At 44.4% G+C, this 2433-nt stretch carries 2 protein-coding genes; both read right to left on the minus strand.

Going from position 1 to position 2433, the window contains the following annotated elements:
- Window positions 1-197: 197 nt before the first annotated feature.
- Window positions 198-587 carry a hypothetical protein gene (locus F6K37_RS38215; RefSeq protein WP_287256298.1) on the minus strand — a complete coding sequence of 130 codons (390 nt, stop codon included), beginning with the start codon at window positions 585-587 and terminating at the stop codon, window positions 198-200.
- On the minus strand, window positions 578-2433 hold a 1856-nt coding region (locus tag F6K37_RS38220; RefSeq protein ID WP_287256299.1), incomplete at its 5' end, for a CHAT domain-containing protein. The genes F6K37_RS38220 and F6K37_RS38215, both read right to left, overlap by 10 nt.

The raw sequence follows: 2433 nt of genomic DNA on the forward strand, positions 1-2433 counted from the left end.
TGACTGGAGTTCAGAAGTGTGCGCATTAGATCTAGTTGATTGTTGTATAGCAAAGTGAGTCGGGAGTCGGGAGTCGGGAGTCGGGAGTCGGGAGTCGGGAGTCGGGAGTCGGGAGTCGGGAGTCGGGAGTCGGGAGTCGGGAGTCGGGAGTCGGGATCAACAATTATCACAATTCCTACACCGATCCCTATATAGCACTACGCATTAAAGTTAGGACAAGCCTCCCCATCTCCCCATCTCCCCACACCTCCCCATCTCCCCATCTCCCCACACCTCCCCCAATTCCCGATTCCCGATTCCCGATTACTTTGTGGTAGTTCTGAGGAAGCTATCATCAACAGGCAACTTTGGAGCTTTGAACAGTGGACAAGAATTGAGAAAAACACGATCAGCGAGCCCGTGGGTGGTGCATTACTCAGCATTCGTTTTATTTGAGTTAGGTCACAGGGTCGAAGCCTGTGCCACAAAGCTGATAGCTGATAGCTGATAGCTGATAGCTGATAGCTGACCCCGATTCCCGATTCCCGATTCCCGATTCCCGATTCCCAATTCCCAATTCCCGATTCCCGATTCCCGATTACAGCCAATTTCCCACTAAAACATAGGCTCCCCAGAACAATGGAGCTTTATAACCAGGTTCTTTTAAGAGATTAACTTGAGCACGGCGCAAGGCTTCAGCTTTGGTAACCGTTGCGCCAGAAGCAGCTAATTCTTCGTAAAAAAATGTCATCAGTTTAGCGGTAGATTCATCATTAATGAACCATAGGGAAGCCAGAGTACTCCTTGCTCCTGACTGAATTGCTACCCCGGCCAATCCTAAGCTAGCACGACTATCACCATCGGCAGTTTTACAAGCACTCAGCACTAGTAATTCAATTGCTTCTAAACTATTGTCACTTCTGTTCTGGATGACATTGCTTAAATCCTTGATATTGATTCGTTTATCCCACGCCAGCAGAAAGGTCTCCTCTGGTACTGAACTAAACTGACCGTGAGTGGCTAAATGCACCACGGGAAATGGCACCGAACTGATTAACTCTTGCCATTTCTGACTGGTAAAGTCTTGATTGAGCAATTGCTGACTGGGAATTTGGGATTTAATTTCTGCTAATTCTGTTTTAACATTGGGTAGGTTAGCGAAACCTTGATGATCAGCCAAATCCTCGCGCATGTCTGACAGTCCAAAGGCTAAGGCATTTAACTCAACTTGAGCTAAGGGTTTGGGCTCCAGTAAATTCAAACCAGGAATGAGTGCGATCGCATAGCCTTTTTCTACTATATACTGTTCACCATCATGAAGGGTAGCCATGGGAACATTGCGAAATCCACCATCAAGAACAAATACTAAGGTTTTAACTTGATTGGCTTCGAGCAACCCTTCCGCCGGTCGAATTAACCAGTCATAAACCTGTTTGGATAAAGCTAGACTGTCTTTAGAAATAAAACGTTTTTCTAGCTGTATACGCAAACTTTCTAAGGTTTGCTCAAGTTTAGCTTTAGGTAAAGCAGTGGTATAGTGAATAAATTCTCCTGATTTTGGTAATTTCACGATCACCGCTAACCGGTCATCGAGAATAATCGGATAGACTAATGCTGCACTCGGATCGATTTCCTGCTCGGCCAATTCCACAATGTCAGAAAGGTTACACCCCAGAAAATTCTCAATTTGGGCTAGCTGGAGAGAGTCAATTGCTTCGGTAGCTTGCTTGAGCTTGTTATCTGGGATCCGGTTATCTGGGATCCGTTTATTTGCGATCGGTTCAGCGGTTTGCTCGTCCTGCAAAAGTAAATCGACTAATTCTCGATAGACTTGCTCAACATTTTCCCGAAAGGAAAACTGCACATCTGAACTGAGAGCCAGTAAATCTTGGCGGATAGAATCTAGGGTTTTGACAGTGGCTTCGTAAGCAGTGATTGCTTCTTCAGTTTTTCCCAGAGCTTGATAAATTCGTCCTAACTGCCATTGCCATTGATAGGCAATGTCATCGGCTTGAATACCTTGAGCTAAGGTGAGGGCTTTTTCGGTAAATTCTTGAGCTTGATACCATTGCTGAGTTTGTTCATAGAGCTGACCCAGGGTACCGAGGGCATAGGATTCCGCTCGTTTATCGTCTAAAAGTTGAGCCTCTTGGAGAGCTTTGACTAAAGTATGGGCAATTTCGTAAGGCTGAAGGATAAAGGATGACCGCTGAAGATTGTCTTGATGGTTGTTCGATTTTAGATCATAGCTGATCAGGCTTTCCACAAAATTGATTTGAGCATAGATTGCGGTTCGACTAGCTGGTAATTTAGTAATCTCGCTGTTGAGTAATTCCTTGACTTGGTCATTAATTTGAGATTTCACGTCTTTGATATTTGGGCTTTGATTATCCTTATTATCTTCATGATTTAAATTTTCTAACCAATTGTGGTAATCAATGAGTAGACTTAATC

Source organism: Moorena sp. SIO4E2, from assembly GCF_010671945.1.
In the GTDB taxonomy this organism is placed as follows: domain Bacteria; phylum Cyanobacteriota; class Cyanobacteriia; order Cyanobacteriales; family Coleofasciculaceae; genus Moorena; species Moorena producens.